Consider the following 19,873-nt stretch of genomic DNA (forward strand, 5'->3'; position numbering starts at 1 on the left):
GGTGAGCCGGGGGCACTGGTGGGCGCTGGTCGGGTTTCTGCTGGTCGTGGCGGCTTCGTGGTGGGAGCCGCGGTGGCCCGGCGAGCAGGCGTTGCACACGTCGTTGACCGTGGTGGCGTTGGTCGGGTTGCTGGTGGCGCAGCGGCGGTGGCCGTTGTCGCTCGGGGACTGGCTGCTGGTGCTGCTGTTCCTGTCCCTGCACACCATCGCCGCCCGCTGGCTGTACTCCGCGGTGCCGTACGACCAGTGGACCGACGCCCTGTTCGGCTTCCGGCTGTCCGAGGTGTTCTCGTGGCGGCGCAACCACTTCGACCGGCTCGTGCACTTCTTCTACGGCGTGTGCCTGGCGGGTGTGCTGGCGCGGCGGTGGGGGTGGCTGCGGACGGTCGAGGTGGTGGTGTCCACCAGCGCGGTCTACGAGCTGTTCGAGTGGGGCATCGCGCTGGTCCTCGCACCCGACCTCGCCGAGGCGTACAACGGCCAACAGGGCGACATGTGGGACGCGCACAAGGACATGGCGCTGGCGACGGCCGGCGCGCTGGTCACGCTGGGCGTCGTCGCCACGAGAAGGTTGCTGACGCGCTCAGGTGGCGGTCGTCGCGGGCCAGGGCCCAGTCCAGCTTGAGGCTGCCGGAGAGCAGGTGCAGTCGGCGGCGGGTCAGTCGGTGGCGGTGGGCCGCGGCCTGGTCTTCGCACATGCGCTGGTGTGCCACGGAAAGTAAGTCGTGCATGGTTGATCCCCCTAATCGCGTTGCGGTGACACCGTGGTGGAGAGCAGGAAGCGCACCGGCCGGGCACCTTCGGGCCGGGCGGACTTGTCGTCGTTGCGGTCGCTGTAGCGGCCGATGATCGCGAGCACCTCGGCGGTGATCTCCTGCAACTCCTCGGCCGTCAGGAACTCCAGCCGGCCGTTGAGCGTCAGCGCTTCGCGCCACTCGGCGGGCTCCAGCGACTTGCGGCGGTTGGCGTCGCGGATCTCGGCGAACGCGTGCTCCAGGAACGCCTCACCCGCCGCCTCCCCGGCCAACGCGGTCTCCTCGTCCACGCCCTCGCCCGACCAGCGCTGCATCTGCTGGACGAGCTGCCACGGCTTCTGCTTGCCCTTCACGCCGGGCACCTCGGCCACGAACCCGTACTTGGCCAGCGTGTTCAGGTGGTACGAGCAACTGGCGACGCTCTCCCCCGTCGCCTCGGCGCACTGCGTCGCCGTCCGCGGCCCGTCGGTACCCAGAAGCATGATCAGCTTCCACCGGAACGGGTGAGCGAGTGCCCGGAGCGCTTTCGGGTCCCTGATGAGGTCGTCGGCCACGGTGCCAGGGTAGGTGTAGCAAGGAGTGTTTATCAAGAGTTGTTGCTAAACACTCCTTGCTACATAGAGTCAGCCGGACACCGGGTGGCGAGCGGGTCGGGTCAGCGCCGTGCACGCGATGCACCTTTCGACCGGCTGCGGCTCGCTCCACCTCCGGTCCGCCTTGACCGCATACCAAGCCACGACACCGCACACGGTCCGGGACACATGCGGATCCGGGTCGTAGGCGTGAGCCCGGACGGGAGTCCGGGACCTCGGACAGCCGGCCAGCTCGTAGGCCACCGTCAAGCCGTGGATGTGGGGCATCGCCCCTCCTTCGGGCCATGGGCCGCCAGTCGCGGCCCTCAAGCGTTCACTGGTGTCACTGCCCCCCGCACAGGACCGGCCGCCGGGACGCGGCGCCCATCCGGAAGCGACCGTGCACTCGTCTTCGTGGTCTCCGACGTGCCCGGCGGTAACGGGGGCGGCCGTTTGGGCGAAGGGTCGGGTGTGAAGAAGGCTTTGGTGGCCATCGGCCTGTTCGGTCTCGTCGGGTGCACCGCCGCGCCCGCGCCCACCCCCGCGGTGACGACCACGAGCGCGCCCACCGCGACCCGGACGCAGGCCGTCGGTGACCTCGACTGCGCCAAGGCCCCGGAGGAGGTGGTCGGGGCCGCGCTCCAGTTGAACCTCGCGCACCCCAAGCAGACCGTGAACCAGAACGTCGTCGTCTGCCAGTACGAAGGCGGCGGCGTCAACACGATGGTCCGGTTCCAGACCGAGACCGACGCCGACGCCTTCGCGCAGGGCAAGAAGGGCTTCACCGACAGCGGGCAACGGGTGACCGACCTCGGCGGGTTCTTCGACGAGGCCTACACCAGCACGCTCGGCGCGGGCGAGGTCGTGCAGAACACGCTGGTGGCGCGCAAGGGTGACACCGAGATCCTGGTGACCTCCGCCGCCAACTTCGAGCAGGAGAAGAAGCTGGTCACCGAACTCTTCGGACGCCTCTAGCGCCGCGGGCGCGCCTCTAACGCTCCAGGACCGCCATGGCGGCGTTGTGCCCGCCGATGCCGCTCACCCCGCCGCCCCGCCGCGCGCCCGCGCCGCAGACGAACAGGTTCGCCACCTCGGTCTCCACGCCCCAGCGCCCCACCTCGTCCTCGGTCTCCGCGAACGGCCACGCCAGGTCGCCGTGGAAGATGTTGCCGCGCGGCAGGCCCAGTTCGGCTTCCAGGTCGAGCGGGGAACGGGCCTCCAGGCACGGGTTGCCGTCGGCGTCGCGCGCCAGGCAGTCCTCGATCGGCTCCTCCAGGTGCTCGTTGAGCGCCTTGAGGTACCGGGACACCAGCTGGTCGCGGGTGGTGTCGTCCGCGACCAGGCCCGCCGGGGTGTGCAGGCCGAACAGGGTCAGCGTGTGCCAGCCCCGCCCGACCAGTTCGGGGGCGAGGATGGACGGGTCGGTGAGGGTGTGGCAGTACATCTCCGCCGGCAGGACGTCCGGCAGCCTGCCCTCGGCGGTCTGCCGGTAGGCGGACTCCAGATGGCTGTACGCCTCGTCCAGGTGCAGCGTGCCGGCGAACGCCCGCGCCGGGTCCACGCCGGAACGCAACCGCGGCAAGCGTTCCAACAGCATGTTCACCTTCATCTGCGCGCCCTCGGCGGACTCCGGCGCGGACTGGCCGCGCAGGGCGCTCAGGGTCGCCGTGGACACGTTGGAGAGCACGAACCGGGCGCCCACCGTGCGGCCGTCGAACTCGACCTCGGCGGTCTTGCCGTCGGCGTCCACCCTGGACACCTCCGCGCCGGTCACGATCTCCACGCCCGCGTCCCGCGCGGCGCGTTCGAGTTCCGCCGTCAACGCGCCCATGCCGCCCGCCGGCACCTTCCACTCCCCCGTGCCGTTGCCGATCACGTGGTAGAGGAAGCAGCGGTTGGCGCGCAGGTCGTGCAGGGACGTGTGGGTGCCGATCAGGGCGTCCGTCGCCACCACGCCGCGCACGACGTCGTTGACGAACAACTCCTCCAGCGTTTCCCCGAGGGGGCGTTCGAAGACCTGTTCCCACAACCGCATCCGGGCCACGGCGTCCACGCGGATGCGGGCGTGGTCGCGTGAGACCAACGGCTCCAGGAGCGTCGGCGAGAGCGCGCCGGCCAGCAGCTCCAGGTCGGCGTACCAGCGCTGCCAGCGCTCGAACTCCTCGTCCGACCCGGTCAGGGCGCGGAACGAGGCGGCGGTCGCCGGACCCGGCGTCCGCTCGACCAGCAGGTCGCCCGCCGGGGTGTAGGAGGACACGGCGCGGGACCGCAGCTCGACGCGCAGCCCCAGGTCGGTGACGACGCGGTCGGGCAGCAGGCTCACCAGGTAGGAGTAGCGCGACAGGCGGGCCGGGACGCCGGCGAACACCTGTTCGCTGACCGCCGCGCCACCCACGTGGTCGAGCTTCTCCACCACCAGCACCGAACGGCCGGCCCGGGCCAGGTACGCCGCGGCGACCAGGCCGTTGTGCCCGCCGCCGACCACCACCACGTCGTAGGAGTCCACCCGACGACCCTAGCCGGTGAACAGCGCCGTCACCTTGCGGATCAGCTCGACCAACCCGTAGGCGAGCGGGACGCCCACCCACAGCCACGCGAACACGACCAGGGCGCGGTTCACCGGGTCACCTCCACCGGTTCGGGCTCGTGGTGCTTCGCGGCCACCGGGCGCACGAGCTCGTTGGCGACGAAGCCCACCGCGAGCAGGGCGATCATGATGTGGAGGGACGTCGTGTAGAGGTCCGGGCCGGTCTTGCCGGCGGCCTTCTGGCCGTCCGCGATGGCGTTGACGATGAACGGGCCCAGCACCCCGGCCAGGGACCACGCGGTGAGCAACCGGCCGTGGATCGCGCCCACCTGGTAGGTGCCGAACAGGTCCTTGAGGTAGGCGGGGATCGTCGCGAAACCACCGCCGTAGAAGGACAGGATCAGCATGGCGCAGACGACGAACAGCACCTTGGACTCGTTGCCGGCCAGCGCGAGGACCAGGTAGGTCAGCGCGCCGACACCGAGGTACAGGCGGTAAATGTTCTTGCGCCCCACCAGGTCCGAAGTGGACGACCAGGTGATCCGGCCCGCCATGTTCGCCAGCGACAGCAAGGCGACGAACCCGGCCGCGGCGCCGGCCGCGACGGGCGTCGAGGTCTCCGCGAAGAAGTCGCGGATCATCGGCGACGCCTTCTCCAGGATGCCGATGCCCGCGGTGACGTTGAAGCACAACACCACCCACAGGCACCAGAACTGCGGTGTGCGCAGGGCGTTGCGCGCGGACACGTTGACGACCGAACGGGTCACGCGTCGCTCGGCCACCGTCGGCGGCACGCGGATGAGCAGCACGCCCACGGACATGAACACCGCGTACACCACGCCGTGGGTGAGGAAGGTCTGGGCGATCCCGGTGTGGTCGCGGCCGAACGACTCCAGCATCTGGGCCGACCACGGCGAGGCGATCAGCGCGCCGCCGCCGAAGCCCATGATGGCGATGCCGGTCGCCATGCCCGGCCGGTCCGGGAACCACTTGATCAGCGTCGAGACCGGCGAGATGTAGCCGATGCCCAGGCCGATCCCGCCGACGAACCCGTACCCCAGCACCACCAGCCAGTACTGCTGCGTCCACGCGCCGAGCGCCGAGATCAGGAACCCGGACGAGAAGCAGGTGGCGGAGACGAACATCGCCCAGCGCGGGCCGTTGCGCTCGACCAGCGTGCCGCCGAACGCGGCCGACAGGCCGAGCATGACGATGCCGAGCTGGAACGGCAGCGCGCTCTGGGTGCCGGAGAGGCCCAGAGCGCCTTCCAGCGGCGGCTTGAAGACGCTCCACGCGTACGCCTGCCCGATCGCGAGGTGCACCGACAGGGCGGCGGGCGGCACCAACCAGCGGTTCCAGTCCGGCGGGGCGACGGTCCTCCCGCGGTCGAGGAAGCCCACCCGGGAACCCATTGGCCGACACCTCCGTAACCTGGTTGGTGGCTCACGCCGAAACTTAGCGTCGGGAAGGAGTTCCACGATGGGGCGAGTCACCGTCCGTCGCCCAGTGGTCACGTATTCGCGACGAACGCACCGGACGCGGGTCGATTCGCTGGCCGCCGAGGAGCCGCTGGAGCTGCGCGTCGGGGGCACGGCGCTGACCGTGACGATGCGCACACCCGGCCACGACGTGGAGCTGGCGCACGGGTTCCTGCTCAGCGAGGGTGTGATCGGGGGCCTGGCGGACGTGTCGGTGGCCCGGTTCTGCGAGGGCACCGGTCCCGACGGGCTCAACACGTACAACGTGCTGGACGTGGCGTTGGCCGACCACGTGCCGCCGCCCCAGGCCGGGGTCGAGCGGAACTTCTACACGACGTCGTCGTGCGGGGTGTGCGGCAAGGCGGCGTTGGACGCGGTGAAGCTCAAGACCCGCTTCTCCCCCGCCCAGGACGGCGTCCGGGTGGACGTGGACGTGCTGGCCGGCCTGCCCGACGCGCTGCGGGCGCGGCAGAAGGTGTTCTCCTCGACCGGCGGGTTGCACGCGGCCGGACTCTTCACCGAGTCGGGTGACGCCCTGGTGGTGCGGGAGGACGTCGGGCGGCACAACGCCGTGGACAAGGTGCTGGGGTGGGCGGTCCTGAACGACCGGGTGCCGCTGGCCGGGACGGTGCTGGTGGTGTCCGGGCGGGCATCGTTCGAGCTGGTCCAGAAGGCCGCGATGGCCGGGGTGCCGGTGCTGGCGGCGGTGTCCGCGCCGTCGTCCCTGGCGGTCGAGTTGGCCGACGAGCAGGGGGTCACGCTGGTGGGCTTCCTGCGCGGGGACTCCATGAACGTCTACGCGCACCACGAGAGAGTGACCGCTTGAGACCACTCGACGGAGTGCTCGTCGTCAGCCTCGAACAGGCCGTCGCCGTGCCGTACGCGACCAGGTTGCTGGCGGACCTCGGCGCGCGGGTGGTCAAGGTGGAACGGCCCGACGGCGGCGACTTCGCCCGCCACTACGACCACGCCTGCGGGGACGTGTCGTCGTACTTCGCCTGGACGAACGCGGGCAAGGAGTCGCTGGCGCTCGACCTCAAGCACCCGGCCGGGCGCGAGGTGCTCGACCGGCTCGTGAGCAGCGCCGATGTGGTGCTGTGCAACCTGTCGCCGGGTGCGGCGCGTCGCATTGGTGTGGACGCCGACACGCTTCGCGCGCAGCACCCGACGCTCGTCGTCGGCGAGCTGTCGGGCTACGGCGACGCCGGCCCGTACGCCGAGCGCAAGGCCTACGACGCGCTCGTGCAGTCCGAGGCCGGATTGGTGGAGCTGACCGGGGAGGGTGACGTCACGGCTCGCGCCGGCATCTCCGTGGCCGACATCGCCGCCGGCGTGCAGTTGCAGTCAGCCGTGCTCGCGGCCCTGTTGCACCGCGCCCGCACGGGTGAGGGGGCCACGCTGCGGTTGTCGCTGTTCGAGGCGATGGCCGAGTGGATGCACCAGCCGATGCTGTACGCGACGGGCACCGGACGTGCTGCCCCGCGCACCGGGGCGCACCACCCGAGCATCGCCCCTTACGGGCCGTTCGCCTGCCGGGACGGCGCGGTGCACCTGGCCGTGCAGAACGACCCGCAGTGGCGGCGGCTGTGCGCCGTGCTCGGCCGGCCTTCGTTGGCCGACGACCCGCGCTTCACCACGGTCAGCTCACGCGTCGAACACCGGCCCGCGCTGCACGCCGAGCTGGACTTCTCCGGGTGGGGTGCCGCCGACCTGCTGAAAGCCTTGGACGAGGCCGACGTGCCCGCGGCGCGCACGCGCAGCGTGGCCGAACTGCCCGACCACCCGCAGTTGGTCGCCCGGGAGCGCGGGGTGCGGGTGGCCGTGCCGGGCGGCGAGGTCGGGATGCTGCGACCCCCGGTGGACTCCACGGCGTGGACGGCTGCCCTCGGTCCCGTGCCCGCGCTCGGTGAGCACACCGACCACGTGCTGCGCACGCTCGGTTACTCGGACGACGACATCGCGGACCTCCGAAGACGGAAAGCGGTGTAGGCGAAACGCCCGACCGGTCCGGCGCGATGGGTCTTGGGGGAATTCGCTGGAGGGGGACATGGTCAGCAGGCGCACGGTGCTCGGCGCGCTCGGCGTCACGGGGCTCGCCGCGGCGGGTCTGGCGTTGAACGACAAGGCCCCGATGGGCGAGGCGCTGCGGCACGCGCTGGGCGTGGCCGGTCCCGTGCCGACACCGAAGAGGGCCGTCGTGAAGGTGGACCGCGTGCACTCCCGCTACCGGGGCCGTGAGGTGGACCTGCTCACGCTGGTGCCGCCGGGCGTGGACACCCGTGGGCTGCCCATGTCGGTGTTGCTGCACGGGCGGTACGGGAGCGCCGGGTACGCGGCGGTGGGCGGCCTGCCCGAGGCGCTGGTGGCGGCCGTGTCACGGGGTTCGGTTCCCCCGTTCGGGTTCGTCGCGGTGGACGGCGGGGACCACTACTGGCACGAGAACGTGCCGGGCGACGACCCGTTGGGGATGTTGCTGGAGGAGATCCCGGCGTGGCTGTCCGAGCGCGGTTTCGGACCGGTGTTCGCGGCCACGGGCGTGTCGATGGGCGGTTTCGGCGCGCTCGTCTACGCCAGACGGAGGCACGAGCGTCGAGAGCCGCTCAAGGCGGTCGCGACCATGGCGCCGGCGCTGATGACGTCGTGGGACGAGATGAGCAAGCGGAACGCGTTCGACGACGAGGCCGAGTGGGCGTCGCTGGACCCGTTGCGCAACGTGGACAAGCACGGTTCCGTGCCCGTCGGGGTGTGGGTCGGCGACAAGGACTGGTTCATCCAGGGGACCCGCCGTTTCATCGCCGCCGCCAAGCCCGCTGTTGCCACCATTGTTCCTGGTGGCGCTCACGATGATTCCACTTATCGTAAGGTCGTTCCCGACGTCGTCCGTTTTCTCGGTCGTCGCCTTCCTTGACGCTCTTCGCGCTGGGTCTTGGACGCGCTTCGCGCTGGGTCTTGGACGCGCTTCGCGCTCTCAAGATTAAACGCGCTGCGCGCTCTCAAGATTAAAAGCGCCTCGCCGGCGGGCAGGCCCCCGGGGGTGGAAGGGCGTCGGTTCGTTCCCCGCACGACCTGCCGGAGGCAACCACACTTGGGGGTTCTTGGCAACCGGAAAAGCTGGTTGCCAAGAACCCCCAAGCGCGGTTGGGCTGCGCCCAGGCCGTACGGGGAACGAACCGAGGCCCTTCCTTGGCTAAATAGCCCGAAGAAGAGCCGCGCTTCGCGCGGGAGCGCGACGGGCGAGGGCTGGGCGCGTTGAGCTGGGCGGGCAGGGTCGGGGGCGCGGGTCGGGCAGCGCGAGGCCAGTTGGTGCGCGAGCGCGGTGGGTCGATCGTGGCAGGGAGAGCCGAAAGCCGGGCGCACTGCCGTCATGCGCGAAACCGACCCGGTCTTTAGCGCCGAAGGCGCCCTTTTTGGCTATCAGCCACAGGAAGGGCCTCGGTTCGTTCCCCGTACGGCCTGGGCGCAGCCCAACCGCGCTTCACCTCTCTTTGCAACCACGCTTTACCGGTTGCAAAGAGAGGTGAAGGGTGGTTGCCTCCGGCAGGCCGTACGGGGAACGAACCGACGCCCTTCCACCCCCGGGGGCCTGCCCGCCGGCGAGGCGCTTTTAATCTTGAGAGCGCGTCAGCGCGTCAGGCCTTGAGAGCGCGAAGCGCGTCCAAGCTTAAGAGCGCGAAGCGCGTCCAAGACCCAGCGAGAAGCGCGTTAAGAGCGAGGAGTGAGAGGAGTGCGGTCGCTGCGGACCCATTTCAAAACGGCGGGCCAAGAACCGTACTGAGCGGCGACGTTCAAGTGGCCACCGCCGACGATGACGTCCAAGTCCAAGCGCAGCGTCTCCGCCAGCTCCTTGCCCTGGGGCAGGGTGCAGTACTCGTCGCCCTCGCCGAGCACCAACCGGGTGGACCCGGCGGCGCGGCGCACCAGGGTCGGGTCCAGCGGTGGGTTCAGGAAGTCGGTGATCGCGGGCTCGTCGCGGTAGTCCGGGAAGACCGGGGCCACCAGCAGCACTCGATCCACGCGCAAGGCCGGGTCGAAGTCGCCGGCCGCGTGGTGCAGCCACAGCAGGCACGCCAGCGAGTGCGCCAGGACCACCCGTTCACCCTCCCGGGGAGCGGCTGCCAGGTGCTCGCGCAGCTCCGCGAGCCACACCGCCAGGCGCGGCTCGTCCGGGAGGGTGAACTGGGGCACGTCCACCTGGCCACCGTGGTGGGCCAGTTCGCCCGCCAGCCAGTTCTGCCAGTGCGTCGGCCCGGAACCGCCCAGGCCGTGCAGGACGAGGGTGTACGGGAGGCTCACGCCGACTTCTCGCGACGCTCCCGGCGGGACGGCTGCCGGGCCACGATCGTCGGGTTCACGTTCTCCTTCACCGTCTGCTCGGTGATGACGACCTTGGCGACGTCCGAACGGCTCGGGATGTCGTACATCACCGGCAGCAGGACTTCCTCCATGATCGCCCGCAGGCCCCGGGCGCCGGTGCCGCGCAGGATCGCCTGGTCGGCCACGGCCTCCATCGCGGTCCGCGTGAACTCCAGTTCCACGCCGTCCATCTCGAACAGCTTCTGGTACTGCTTGACCAGGGCGTTCTTCGGCTCGGTGAGGATGCGGACCAGCGAGTCCTTGTCCAGGTTGGTGACGCTGGCCACCATCGGCAGACGCCCGATGAACTCGGGGATCAGGCCGAACTTGATCAGGTCCTCGGGCATCGACTCGGCGAAGTAGTCCGCCGCGTCGACCTCGGCCTTCGTGCGCACCTCGGCGCCGAAGCCCAGGCCGCGCTTGCCGATCCGGTCCTGGATGATCTTCTCCAGACCCGCGAACGCGCCCGCCACGATGAACAGCACGTTCGTGGTGTCGATCTGGATGAACTCCTGGTGGGGGTGCTTCCGGCCGCCCTGCGGCGGCACGGAGGCCGTTGTGCCCTCCAGTATTTTCAGCAACGCCTGCTGCACGCCCTCGCCGGACACGTCCCGGGTGATCGACGGGTTTTCACTCTTTCGAGCGATCTTGTCGACCTCGTCGATGTAGATGATCCCGGTCTCGGCCCGCTTGACGTCGTAGTCCGCCGCCTGGATGAGCTTGAGCAGGATGTTCTCGACGTCCTCGCCGACGTAACCCGCCTCGGTCAGCGCCGTGGCGTCCGCGATGGCGAACGGGACGTTGAGCATCTTGGCCAGCGTCTGGGCCAGGTAGGTCTTGCCGCACCCGGTGGGCCCGAGCATGAGGATGTTCGACTTGGCCAGTTCCACGCCGTCGTCGCGACCCTCGCGCCCGCGGTCACCCGCCTGGATGCGCTTGTAGTGGTTGTAGACCGCCACCGAGAGCGTCCGCTTGGCCTCGTCCTGGCCAATGACGTACTGGTCGAGGAACTCGTGGATCTCGGCGGGCTTCGGCAGCTCGTCGAGCTTCACGTCGCCGGCTTCCGCCAGCTCTTCCTCGATGATCTCGTTGCAGAGGTCGATGCACTCATCGCAGATGTAGACACCGGGGCCGGCGATGAGTTTTTTCACCTGCTTCTGGCTCTTCCCGCAAAAAGAGCACTTCAGCAGGTCGCCGCCGTCACCGATACGCGCCATGACCGCTGACCTCTGTCCCCTCCGGCGCACGACCTGGTGAGGTGCGCCTGACTGCTGTTCGGCTTACGCCCGCCGGCTGCGGGGTCAACCCGTTCCCCTCGACGGTACCTGGCCCACCCGCCTGTGCGGGAGGACCAGCGTGCCCCCGACACCCCGAACCACCCAGGATCCCTGGTCGGTTCGGCGTGTCGGGCGACACGCCGGGCTCACTTGGCGGAGAGCTTCCGGTACGGCAGGACGCTGTCCACGATGCCGTAGTCCTTGGCCTCTTCGGCGGTGAGGATCTTGTCGCGTTCGATGTCCGTACGCACCTGTTCGGGGGTGCGGCTGGTGTGCTTGGCCAGCGTGGTCTCCAGCAGGCGGCGGACGCGCTGGATCTCGTTGGACTGGATCTCCAGGTCCGACACCTGGCCGTAGACGCCCTCGGTGGCCGGCTGGTGGATCAGGATCCGCGAGTTGGGCAGCGCGTGCCGCTTGCCCGGGGTGCCCGCCGCGAGCAGCACGGCGGCGGCCGAGGCGGCCTGGCCCAGGCAGTAGGTCTGGATGTCCGGGCGGACGAACTGCATGGTGTCGTAGATGGCCATCAGCGAGGTGAACGAGCCACCCGGCGAGTTGATGTACATCAGGATGTCGCGGTCCGGGTCCTCGGACTCCAGCACCAGCAGCTGGGCCATCACGTCGTTGGCCGACGCGTCGTCCACCTGCACGCCGAGGAAGATGATGCGCTCCTCGAACAGCTTGTTGTAGGGGTTGGACTCCTTGATGCCGTAGCTGGTGCGCTCGACGAACGACGGGAGCACGTACCGGGACTGCGGCGCGTGGAACTGGCTCACTTGGTTACTCCTGGTCGGTGTGCTCGCCGGGTCAGTTGGTGTTCGCCTGGCTGGCGCGGGTGATCACCTTGTCCACGAAGCCGTACTCCAGGGCCTCCTGGGCGGTGAACCAGCGGTCGCGGTCGGAGTCCGCGATGATCCGCTCCACCGGCTGACCGGTGTGCTCGGCGATCAGCTCGGCCATCTCCCGCTTGGTGCGGGTGAGCATGTCCGCCTGGATGGCGATGTCGGCCGCGGTGCCGCCGACACCCGCCGAGGGCTGGTGCATGAGGATGCGGGCGTGCGGCAGCGCGTGGCGCTTGCCGGGGGTGCCGGCCGAGAGCAGGAACTGGCCCATCGACGCCGCGAGACCCATCGCGACCGTCGCCACGTCGGGCTCGATGAGCTGCATGGTGTCGAAGATCGCCATGCCGGCGGTGACGGAGCCACCCGGCGAGTTGATGTAGAAGGTGATGTCCTTCTCGGGGTCCTCGGCCGCGAGGAGGAGCAGCTGGGCCACGATCTGGTTGGCGATCCCCTCTTCGACCTGCGTTCCCAGCACGATGATCCGCTCGCGGAGCAGGCGCTCGTAGACCGAGTCGTTGAGGTTCATCCCCGTGGCCGACCGCATCTCGGGCGTCGGGAAGAAGTGCTGCGTCACGTCTGCCTGCCTAACTTTTTGCCGAAAAGAGTCTCGTGACAACGACCTTAACGAAGGCGGGCGGCGTCGCCTTCCCGACACCGCCCGCGTTCGCTCAGGGCTTCACTCCAGGGTGATTTCCGACCGCCCGATCAGGCGTTCGGCTCAACGGCGGATTCCTCAGTGGACTCCGCCTTCGGCTCGGCGGCCTTGGGCTCGCCGAAGAGCTCGTCCAGGTCGAGGGCGTTGCCCGCGCTGTCGGTCACGGTGGCCTGGCGCACGACCGAGGCCAGCGCCTTGCCGCGGCGCACGTCGGCGAAGATCGCGCCGAGCTGGCCGGACTGCTGGGCCCGCTTGACGTACTCCTCCGGGCTGATGCCGAAGCGCTGCGACTGGTAGACGATCCGCTCGGTCAGCTCGGCGTCGGACACGCCCAGCTGCTCGGCGTCGGCGATGGCGTCGAGCACGAGCTGCGTCTTGACCGCCTGCTCGGCGGCGGTGCGCACCTCGGCGTCGAACTCCTCCTTGGTCTGCCCCTGCTCGGACAGCCACTCGGCGAAGCGCGCCTCGTCGTGGTCGAACGCGTGGACGGCGTCGTGCTCGCGGGCCTCGACCTCGCCCTGGACGACGGCCTCGGGCAGCGGCACCTCGACGGCGGCGAGCAGCGCCTCCAGGACCTTGTCGCGCGCCTGGACGCCCTGCTGCATCTTCTTCACCCGGCCGAGGCGGACCTTCAGGTCCTCCTTCAGCTCGTCCAGGGTGTCGAACTCGCTGGCGAGCTGGGCGAACTCGTCGTCCAGCTCGGGCAGCTGGCGCTCCTTGACGGAGTTGAGCACGACGGTGACCTCGGCCTCGCGGCCCGCGTGCTCGCCGGCCACCAGCGTGGTGGTGAAGGTCTTGGACTCGCCCTCGGACGCGCCGACCAGGGCGTCGTCGATGCCCTCGACGAGCTGGCCGGAGCCGATCTCGTAGGACAGGCCGGTGGTCTTGGCCTCCTCGACCTCCTCGCCGTCCACGGTCGCGGCCAGGTCGACGGACACGAAGTCGCCGCTCTGGGCCGGGCGCTGGACGCCGGCGAGGGTGCCGAAGCGGGCGCGCAGCTCGTCGAGCTGGGTCGCCACGTCCTCGTCGGTGACCTCCTGCTCGTCCACGGTCACCGCCAGCTCGCCGAACGCGGGCACGGTGATCTCGGGCCGGACGTCGACCTCGGCGGTGAACGCGAGCGACTCGCCGTCCTCGATCTTCGTCACCTCGAAGTCGGGGCGGCCCAGCGTGCGCAGCTCGCCGGAGCTGACGGCCTCCAGGTACTTCGCGGGGATGGCCTCCTGCACGACCTCGTCCAGGACGGGCGCGCGGCCGATGCGGCTTTCCAGCACGCGGGCGGGGGCCTTGCCGGGGCGGAAGCCGGGGATGCGGACCTGCTTGGCCAGCTTGCGGTAGGCGCGGTCGAAGTCCGACTTGAGCTCGTCGAACGGCACCTCGACGTTGATCCGGACCCGCGTCGGGCTCAGGTGCTCGACGGTGCTCTTCAACGTGGTCTCCTCGTAACGGGCAGGACGTGCGGAACACCCCGGGAACGCTCGCCCGAGCGCCGGAGTGGAACCCCGAGTCTAGGCGGTGCGCCGGCACCCGGGTCCCCGACCCCGGATGTCGCCGCCTGCCGCGCGCGCGTGCACACGCGGGGCCATGCGGGGCGACTGGGCAGCGGGCGCCAGTGACAGTGCGGCCATCGGCACCACTTGCCCGCCGGGTGCCACCGGGTGCCACCAAGTGCCGCCGGTTGCCGCCGGGTGCCTTCCGGCACGCTCGCCACCCGGCCCACGACCCCGTTCACCGTCACCCACCGTAGCCACGACACCGCGTTCGACACGCATTCGACAACGTCCTCGCGTCCGGTCCAGCCCGTTCTGGCATACGGCCCAATACCATTTGCGGGGCGGTTACCGGGTTTTCCTTTTTCGGACATCCGGAATGCATTCGGATGGCCCTGCGGCGGGTATGCACCCGAGGCGGCGCGTCGATCTTGCCGGGCGTGCGTTCTCCGCATCCGTGCGGAGAAGTCCGCGCACGTGAGGCCGCATCGCGCGGGGTGGGCCGTGCGGCGCTCCGGCCGCACCCGTTCGCACGAACGGACCAACACCCGCCGCTCGTACTGAGCCGTTCGAGTGGCGGTGATCGTCGTTGACTCTCCGAAACGCCCCATCACCCAGCGAAGTCGGGAGACCATGGTGTAACACGGATGCCGTAACGGCGACTAACAGTCGGCAACGAGCGCGGGGAGGTGGTTGACCACAAGGGGTGAATAGGGGCCGTTCGGAGTAGTGCTCGACGGAAAAGTTTCACTTGTCGAGATGACTCCACTCGCCGTAGTCCATTAGTGTGGGTTTCAGGTAGCGTGACGCCCGGACCCGCATCGCTGGACCACGAATATTTCACGTTGCCGGACGTTCTGGGGGGCCAGCAGCGGACGCCACCGGCAACCGGGACCGAGGAACGAGCGAGACAATGTCATCGAGCTTCTTAACCACCTACCAGACAAGGTGCCGATGACCCGATGAGAGCCATTCCGCCGCTGCCGAACGGTAACCCCGGACCTGGCCCGGGCGCCGGCTGTGCACATCATCGCGTCGGCTTCCGACAGGTTCTGGTGACCACACGAGTCCATCGGGTACCGCCCCTCACGGCAGAGCGGCGATGTTGACCGGCGAGTAGCCGGATCGACTGCCGCCAGCACCGAACCCGCGGCCGGGTCGTCCCTCCTCCCGCCCGCGGATCACTTTCACGCACCGTTGGGGAGCTCCATGGAGACGCGTCAGCTTTTGGCGTTCACAACTGTGGTTCAAACGGGCAGTTTCACCAAGGCAGCCGCCACGCTGAATTGCTCGCAACCCACCATCACCACGCGGATCAAGGCCCTCGAAGAGACCCTTGGGGTGCCGTTGTTCCGGAGACTCCCGCGAGGCATACAGATGACCTCCGCGGGCGTCGAGCTGCTGCCTTTCGCGCGCAACATCATCACGTTGACGGACAAGGCGCGAAAAGCGATCACGATGAACGGCGAGCCGCACGGCAAGCTGGTCATCGGCAGCGCACAGAGTCTGACCGACTACCGACTGCTACCTCTCATCGAGTACATGTGCTGGAGGTACCCGAGCGTCCAGATCTCCCTGCACTCGCGGAACACCGCCACGAACCTGGCGTCGGTGCGCGAGGGGAGGCTGGACTGCGCCTTCTTCATCGGCCCGGTCGAGGCCCGCGAGGGCCTGGAGACGACCGTGCTGTGCCCGGAACCGCTGGTCATGGTCGCGGGCCCGACCCACGCCCTGACCCGGCGGTCGGTGATCACCGAGGACGAGCTGCGCGGCAGCACGCTCATCCGGGCGGAGAACGGCGCGAGCTACTACGAGCAGTTCGAGCAGGCGCTGGGGTTGCAGGACGCGGAGTCCCGCTCGCCGGTGCTGGCTCTGGATTCGATCGACGCCGCGAAGCGCGCGGTGGCCTCGGGGCTGGGGATCTCGTTGGTGCCCGAGGTGACCGTGGCGGCCGAACTGGCGGACGGGCGGCTGTGCCGCCTGCCGTGGGTGCCCCCGTTCCGGGTGTACACGCAGTTCGCGTGGCGGCAGGACAACTCCACCAACCCGTCGGTGACAGCACTGGTGTCCGCGGCGGCGCAGGTGGTGAGCGAACAGGTGGCAACACCCGCCTGACCGTCACGACCACTGGGGATCGGCCGTTCTTGAGCGCCCAGGCGCGGGTGTGCTCAAGAACGGCACTGGCGAGGGAAAAGCCCTGACCAACCACGGTGGGCCGGCCAGGGCGACCGTCGGGGCGACAGGATTTGAACCTGCGACCCCCCGCTCCCAAAGCGGGTGCGCTACCAAACTGCGCCACGCCCCGGTCACCAACACCCTATCGCGACAGGCTAAGCTGACCCCGCGCCCACCCCCGTGGACGCGATGCGGGTGTAGCTCAATGGTAGAGCCCCAGCCTTCCAAGCTGGTCATGCGGGTTCGATTCCCGTCACCCGCTCTTCTGCTCCTCAGCCCGAGTCGGGCGTGTGTCGTGCCGTGCGGCGGTTGTTGCTGTGTGCGGCTTGGGGTTGGGCGAAGGTTCGTAGGGTCCTGGGCTACGTGGGCCGTGCAGGTCGAGTGTTCTCAGCCGATCTCCATGCGGACCGGCCTTGAGTCGTCGTCGTACGGGTCCGCGGGGTTCTCGGAGGTGATCCGCGTTCCCATGTCCGAAACCACGGTCACCTTGTCGGTTGAGGGGTGGGTGCAGGGCGTGGCCTTCACTCGGGTGGGTGGCTTGGCGGGCGGGACGTTCTGACCGTCGTAGCGTGGCACGGCATGGTGGCTTGGGTTGCTCAGGAGACCGCTGACGACGCGCTCGGGGTCGGCGTGTTGTTGTTCCTCATCGGGCTTGCGGTGGCGTTGTGTGTGTTGTGGGTGGCCGCTGTGGTTTCCGTGTTGCGGAACCCGCGGTTGACCGGGGGTGGCAAGTTCCTCTGGATTCTGGTGATCTTCGGGTTTCCGTTGCTGGGCAGCATCGGGTGGTTCGTCGCGGGCAAGGACGCCCAACTGGTGAAAAGTCCTGTGGCGCCGCCCATGATGTGAAGCATGCGACTTGATCAGGTTGTCATCGACTGCCTTGAGCCCGCGCGGCTGGTTCGGTTCTGGGCCGGGCTGCTGGGTGGCGAGCCCGTCCTGCGGCAGCGGGGGTGGGCGCACGTCGAGCCGCCCGGGTGGCCGCGGATCTCCTTCCAGCCCGTGCCGGAGGGCAAGGTCGGGAAGAACCGGCTGCACCTCGACGTCGAGGTGGAGGACATCGCGGCGGCGACCGAGAAGGCGAAGGGGCTGGGGGCGCAGGTCGTGGGCGAAGTGGTGACCGACGAGCAGGGCAGCTTCCAGGTGGTGTCGGACCCCGAGGGCAACGAGTTCTGCTTCGTCAGCGACTGACGCTCACGACGTGACGGCGCGCCACAGGGCCTCGCCGAAGCGGACGGCGAGCACCACCATGAGGAAGCCGATCCCGAACGTCACCAGGCACCTCACGATCAGTCGCAACTTCGCGCGGGTCATCGGCACAGTGTGCGCCCTACGATGACGCTGTGACCGCGGATTGCCTGTTCTGCCGCATCGTCGCGGGCGAGGTGCCCGCACGCGTGGCGCATGAAACCGACACCGTGTTGGCGTTCCACGACATCAACCCCCAAGCACCCACGCACGTCCTGGTGATCCCCAAGGAGCACTTCCGCGCCGCGGGCGACATGGACCCCGCCACGGCGGGCGAAGTGCTGCAAGCGGCGCACCAGGTCGCCAAGGCCGAGGGGATCGACGAGAACGGGTACCGGCTGGTGTTCAACACCGGCCGCGACGGCGGGCAGACCGTCTTCCACGTGCACTGCCACGTGCTGGGCGGTCGTCCGCTCGCCTGGCCGCCGGGCTGAGTCAGGTCACGCCAGCCACGGCCGCCCGCAACGCGCGCACCACGGACCGGTCGCCCTCCACGGACAGCTCCGACTCCGGGACCCTGCCCCACAACCACAGGTCCACCGCCGACGCTGATCCCGACACCACCGCCGCGGGATCGGCCGCGGCGCAGAAGTCCACGACGTGCTCGTGCAGCGCGACCGTCCACTCACGCCCCGGCACGCGCAACGTGATCGCGAGACCGTCGCGGTGCGCGGCGGGCGGTAAGTGGCAGCCCAGCCACAGCCGCAGCACCTCCTCGATGCCGTCCACGGCCAGGGCGTGGTCCAGGGGCGCGGCGAGACCGGCCGCCGCCTGCGCGTCCACGCGGTGCACGGCCGTCTCGTGCGCCATGCGCCGCAACCAGAACCCGAGCGTGCGGTCCCACGGGCACCACGTCGCCGCCGGTTCCGCCGCCCGCGCCGGGTCCAGCACGGCGATCAGCGACGCCGCCCCGATCCGGTACCAGTCCACGGGGTCCGCGCCGCCGGGGTCCCGCGGCCACTCGCGCGGCCGGCTGCCCCGCGTCACCCAGCGGGTCACCAGCCGGTGCACCGAACCGACGTGCCGGACCAGGTCGGCCACGGTCATGCCGGGACACCCCGGCACGGGTCGGTCCGGCGGCACGAGGTCCGCGGCCACCGCGAGCGCGGTCGCCTCGGTCCGGAGAGCGCCACCGAGCGCGTGCGGGTCCACCCGTGCAGCATGTCCGAGCCCGCCCGCCGGGCGCGACCCCTGATCGTCCGGACCCCGACCGGGAACCGACCCGCGAAACCCGTTCGCGCGGACGCCCGGGTCGGCGTATGAAGAACGGTCATGGCGCTCACCCTCCGCACGCTCCGGCACGACGAGCTGGCCACCTACCAGCACGTCTTCAACCAGGCGTTCCTGTCCGACGACCGCGAGGACCTCATGGAGCGGTGGCGGGACCTGTTCGAACCCGACCGGCACCACGGCGTGTTCGAGGACGGCGAGCTGCTCGCCGGCGCGGGCGTGCAGACCCGCGAGATCACCGTGCCGCACAACGGTCCTCAGCCGGTCGCCGCGGTGACCGGTGTGTGCGTGCGGCCCGGCCACCGCCGACGCGGCCTGCTGACCCGGCTGATGACCGCCCAGCTGCACGGCCTGCACGAGGAGGGCCGGGAGGCCATCGCGGCGCTGTGGGCGTCGGAGGCGGGCATCTACGGCCGGTTCGGCTACGGCCAGGCCGCCGACTTCATCCGGATGTCGCTGCCCGCCCGCTCGGCGTTCCGGCCGGAGGTGGCCACCGGGGACGAGCGGGTCCGCGAGGCGCCGGCCGCCGGGGCGATGCCGGTGATCAAGGCGCTGCACGAGCGGATCCGGCCGACCAGGACGGGGTGGCTCAGCCGCACCGACGCGATGTGGGCCGCCTACCTCGCCGACGAGGAGCACGACCGCGGCGGCCTCACCGCCTACCGGTACGCGCTGCACCCGCACGGCTACGCCGTCTACCGGGTCAAGGGCGACTGGCAGGAGCGGGGTCCGCGCAACGAGCTGCACGTCCGCGAGATCGCCGCCGAGACCGACGAGGCCTACGCCGCGCTCTACCGGTACCTGCTGGACCTGGACATGGTCGGTGAGCTGAAGTTCTTCACCGCCTCCGACGACCCGGTCCTGCACCTGCTGGCCGACCAGCGGTTGGCGCTGCGGTCGCGGACGGACTCGCTGTGGGTGCGGATCGTGGACGTCGACCGCGCCCTCCCGCTGCGCCGGTACCTGTCGGACGTGGACGCCGTGCTGGACGTGCGCGACGCGTTCTGCCCGTGGAACGCGGGCCGGTGGCGGCTGACGGTGAAGGACGGCGACGCGTCGGTGCGCCGGGTGGACGACGAGCCGGACGTGGAGCTGGACGTGCAGGCGCTCGGCGCGGCGTTCCTGGGCGGCACCCGCCTGGCGACCCTGGCCCGCGCGCAGCGGGTGCGGGAACTCACACGGGGCAGCCTGAACGCCTTGTCACACGCCTTCCTGGGCGACCGCGAGCCGCACTGCCCGGAGGTGTTCTGAGCCGGTGCGGGAACCGGCGGCGGCGG

The 19,873-nt window shown here is 70.0% G+C and carries 19 protein-coding genes and 2 tRNA genes; 11 read left to right on the top strand and 10 right to left on the bottom strand.

The annotated features are described in order from the left end of the window. Position 1: 1 nt before the first annotated feature. The gene (locus AB0A74_RS25595; RefSeq protein WP_358253199.1) at positions 2-625 is read left to right on the top strand and encodes a DUF2238 domain-containing protein; all 624 of its coding nucleotides are present in this window, start codon (positions 2-4) and stop codon (positions 623-625) included. A 117-nt stretch (positions 626-742) separates the two neighbouring features. Here the strand turns inward: AB0A74_RS25595 and AB0A74_RS25600 are convergent, their stop codons facing one another. Further along, positions 743-1,309 carry a helix-turn-helix domain-containing protein gene (locus AB0A74_RS25600; RefSeq protein ID WP_358253201.1) on the bottom strand — a complete coding sequence of 189 codons (567 nt, stop codon included), beginning with the start codon at positions 1,307-1,309 and terminating at the stop codon, positions 743-745. A gap of 489 nt (positions 1,310-1,798) precedes the next feature. On the opposite strand from AB0A74_RS25600, the gene AB0A74_RS25605 reads away from it, so the two are divergent. Continuing rightward, entirely contained in the window at positions 1,799-2,302 is a 504-nt protein-coding gene (locus AB0A74_RS25605) for a hypothetical protein (protein WP_358253203.1), read from the top strand. A 16-nt stretch (positions 2,303-2,318) separates the two neighbouring features. On the opposite strand, the gene AB0A74_RS25610 is transcribed toward AB0A74_RS25605, so the two are convergent. Together AB0A74_RS25610 and AB0A74_RS25615 are read right to left on the bottom strand one after the other, a co-directional pair. Beyond that, positions 2,319-3,833, bottom strand: a complete 1,515-nt coding sequence (locus AB0A74_RS25610; RefSeq protein ID WP_358253204.1) for an NAD(P)/FAD-dependent oxidoreductase — start codon at positions 3,831-3,833, stop codon at positions 2,319-2,321. 110 nt (positions 3,834-3,943) lie between these two features. Continuing rightward, entirely contained in the window at positions 3,944-5,266 is a 1,323-nt protein-coding gene (locus tag AB0A74_RS25615) for an OFA family MFS transporter (RefSeq protein WP_358253206.1), read from the bottom strand. A 67-nt stretch (positions 5,267-5,333) separates the two neighbouring features. Here AB0A74_RS25615 and fdhD point away from each other — a divergent pair, with 67 nt between their 5' ends. Genes fdhD through AB0A74_RS25630 form a run of 3 tightly spaced genes read left to right on the top strand, consistent with a single transcriptional unit; the run spans position 5,334 to position 8,240 of the window. Continuing rightward, positions 5,334-6,158, top strand: coding sequence for a formate dehydrogenase accessory sulfurtransferase FdhD (gene fdhD, locus AB0A74_RS25620; RefSeq protein ID WP_358253208.1), 825 nt, complete (start codon positions 5,334-5,336; stop codon positions 6,156-6,158). Further along, positions 6,155-7,321 carry a CaiB/BaiF CoA-transferase family protein gene (locus AB0A74_RS25625; RefSeq protein ID WP_358253209.1) on the top strand — a complete coding sequence of 389 codons (1,167 nt, stop codon included), beginning with the start codon at positions 6,155-6,157 and terminating at the stop codon, positions 7,319-7,321. Before fdhD ends, AB0A74_RS25625 begins: the two co-directional genes overlap by 4 nt. 58 nt (positions 7,322-7,379) lie before the next feature. Next, complete coding sequence (locus AB0A74_RS25630; RefSeq protein ID WP_358253211.1) at positions 7,380-8,240, top strand: alpha/beta hydrolase-fold protein; 861 nt, start codon at positions 7,380-7,382, stop codon at positions 8,238-8,240. 794 nt (positions 8,241-9,034) lie between these two features. On the opposite strand, the gene AB0A74_RS25635 is transcribed toward AB0A74_RS25630, so the two are convergent. The 5 genes from AB0A74_RS25635 to tig form a co-directional block, all read right to left on the bottom strand. Beyond that, entirely contained in the window at positions 9,035-9,625 is a 591-nt protein-coding gene (locus AB0A74_RS25635; RefSeq protein WP_358253212.1) for an alpha/beta hydrolase, read from the bottom strand. After that, positions 9,622-10,902: an ATP-dependent Clp protease ATP-binding subunit ClpX gene (clpX, locus tag AB0A74_RS25640; RefSeq protein ID WP_309115116.1), complete on the bottom strand. Its 1,281-nt coding sequence runs from the start codon at positions 10,900-10,902 to the stop codon at positions 9,622-9,624. The genes AB0A74_RS25635 and clpX overlap by 4 nt, the downstream gene beginning before the upstream one ends. Positions 10,903-11,108: 206 nt before the next feature. Beyond that, positions 11,109-11,735: an ATP-dependent Clp protease proteolytic subunit gene (locus AB0A74_RS25645; protein WP_121222304.1), complete on the bottom strand. Its 627-nt coding sequence runs from the start codon at positions 11,733-11,735 to the stop codon at positions 11,109-11,111. 31 nt (positions 11,736-11,766) lie between these two features. Then, positions 11,767-12,375, bottom strand: a complete 609-nt coding sequence (locus tag AB0A74_RS25650; RefSeq protein WP_358253214.1) for an ATP-dependent Clp protease proteolytic subunit — start codon at positions 12,373-12,375, stop codon at positions 11,767-11,769. Between the two features lie 131 nt (positions 12,376-12,506). After that, entirely contained in the window at positions 12,507-13,886 is a 1,380-nt protein-coding gene (gene tig / locus AB0A74_RS25655) for a trigger factor (RefSeq protein ID WP_358253215.1), read from the bottom strand. Between the two features lie 1,269 nt (positions 13,887-15,155). On the opposite strand from tig, the gene AB0A74_RS25660 reads away from it, so the two are divergent. After that, positions 15,156-16,061 carry a LysR family transcriptional regulator gene (locus AB0A74_RS25660; RefSeq protein ID WP_358253217.1) on the top strand — a complete coding sequence of 302 codons (906 nt, stop codon included), beginning with the start codon at positions 15,156-15,158 and terminating at the stop codon, positions 16,059-16,061. Positions 16,062-16,177: 116 nt separating this feature from the next. Here AB0A74_RS25660 and AB0A74_RS25665 read toward each other — a convergent pair. Continuing rightward, a tRNA-Pro gene (locus tag AB0A74_RS25665) sits at positions 16,178-16,251 on the bottom strand. A 61-nt stretch (positions 16,252-16,312) separates the two neighbouring features. On the opposite strand from AB0A74_RS25665, the gene AB0A74_RS25670 reads away from it, so the two are divergent. The 4 genes from AB0A74_RS25670 (at position 16,313) to AB0A74_RS25685 (ending at position 17,800) form a co-directional block, all read left to right on the top strand. Further along, positions 16,313-16,383, top strand: a tRNA-Gly gene (locus AB0A74_RS25670). Positions 16,384-16,700: 317 nt separating this feature from the next. After that, on the top strand, positions 16,701-16,967 hold the full coding sequence (locus AB0A74_RS25675) for a PLD nuclease N-terminal domain-containing protein (RefSeq protein WP_358253218.1): 267 nt from the start codon (positions 16,701-16,703) through the stop codon (positions 16,965-16,967). Positions 16,968-16,970: 3 nt separating this feature from the next. After that, positions 16,971-17,309 carry a VOC family protein gene (locus tag AB0A74_RS25680; protein ID WP_358253220.1) on the top strand — a complete coding sequence of 113 codons (339 nt, stop codon included), beginning with the start codon at positions 16,971-16,973 and terminating at the stop codon, positions 17,307-17,309. A gap of 152 nt (positions 17,310-17,461) precedes the next feature. Further along, on the top strand, positions 17,462-17,800 hold the full coding sequence (locus AB0A74_RS25685) for a histidine triad nucleotide-binding protein (protein ID WP_358253222.1): 339 nt from the start codon (positions 17,462-17,464) through the stop codon (positions 17,798-17,800). 1 nt (position 17,801) lies between these two features. On the opposite strand, the gene AB0A74_RS25690 is transcribed toward AB0A74_RS25685, so the two are convergent. Continuing rightward, a complete protein-coding gene (locus tag AB0A74_RS25690) occupies positions 17,802-18,518 on the bottom strand; it encodes a maleylpyruvate isomerase family mycothiol-dependent enzyme (protein ID WP_358253224.1) in 717 nt (238 codons plus the stop codon). A gap of 120 nt (positions 18,519-18,638) precedes the next feature. On the opposite strand from AB0A74_RS25690, the gene AB0A74_RS25695 reads away from it, so the two are divergent. Then, positions 18,639-19,847, top strand: coding sequence for a GNAT family N-acetyltransferase (locus AB0A74_RS25695; RefSeq protein WP_358253226.1), 1,209 nt, complete (start codon positions 18,639-18,641; stop codon positions 19,845-19,847). Positions 19,848-19,873: the final 26 nt, after the last annotated feature.

The sequence above is a fragment of the Saccharothrix sp. NPDC042600 genome (assembly GCF_040647305.1).
In the GTDB taxonomy this organism is placed as follows: domain Bacteria; phylum Actinomycetota; class Actinomycetes; order Mycobacteriales; family Pseudonocardiaceae; genus Actinosynnema; species Actinosynnema mutabilis.

Excerpts from the sequence above, each read along its gene's own strand:
- AB0A74_RS25660 (WP_358253217.1), top strand. The coding sequence starts at position 15,156 with ATGGAGACGCGTCAGCTTTTGGCGTTCACAACTGTGGTTCAAACGGGC.
- AB0A74_RS25675 (WP_358253218.1), top strand. The coding sequence starts at position 16,701 with ATGGTGGCTTGGGTTGCTCAGGAGACCGCTGACGACGCGCTCGGGGTC.
- AB0A74_RS25680 (WP_358253220.1), top strand. The coding sequence starts at position 16,971 with ATGCGACTTGATCAGGTTGTCATCGACTGCCTTGAGCCCGCGCGGCTG.
- AB0A74_RS25630 (WP_358253211.1), top strand. The coding sequence starts at position 7,380 with ATGGTCAGCAGGCGCACGGTGCTCGGCGCGCTCGGCGTCACGGGGCTC.
- clpX (WP_309115116.1), bottom strand. The coding sequence starts at position 10,902 with ATGGCGCGTATCGGTGACGGCGGCGACCTGCTGAAGTGCTCTTTTTGC.
- AB0A74_RS25695 (WP_358253226.1), top strand. The coding sequence starts at position 18,639 with ATGGCGCTCACCCTCCGCACGCTCCGGCACGACGAGCTGGCCACCTAC.
- fdhD (WP_358253208.1), top strand. The coding sequence starts at position 5,334 with ATGGGGCGAGTCACCGTCCGTCGCCCAGTGGTCACGTATTCGCGACGA.
- AB0A74_RS25615 (WP_358253206.1), bottom strand. The coding sequence starts at position 5,266 with ATGGGTTCCCGGGTGGGCTTCCTCGACCGCGGGAGGACCGTCGCCCCG.